Origin of the sequence: Microbacterium sp. GbtcB4 (assembly GCF_019091465.1) — a bacterium.
Taxonomy (GTDB): domain Bacteria; phylum Actinomycetota; class Actinomycetes; order Actinomycetales; family Microbacteriaceae; genus Microbacterium; species Microbacterium paraoxydans.
In genome coordinates this window covers 1-231 of record NZ_JAGXJJ010000733.1, presented here as the reverse complement: position 1 = coordinate 231, position 231 = coordinate 1, and the positions used below count along the sequence as shown (strand labels likewise).

The window sequence follows — 231 nt, the reverse complement described above, 5'->3', positions numbered from 1 at the left end:
AGTCTGCAGCCGCGGGCGAACGCCAGACTGAGGGCGTACCCTACGGCGCCCCCCTCCGCGGCTAAGACGAGATAGATGGCGACATTCACGCCTACGTCCGCGTCACCGATGGCGACGAGAGCTGCTGCGCCGAGAAATGCGCCGGCGTAGGAGAGGGTCAGCGAGGTCCATCCGGGCCTCATGACGAGACCTGCCGCGACTGCGGCGGGCGTCAAGACCTGGGACGCCCTG

Annotated in this window: 1 pseudogene; it reads right to left on the bottom strand. The window is 68.4% G+C overall.

Features of this window, described 5'->3' with window-relative positions:
• Nucleotides 1-182 (bottom strand): annotated as a pseudogene (locus KVS71_RS19435) (hypothetical protein); the annotation flags it as partial.
• Nucleotides 183-231 lie beyond the last annotated feature (49 nt).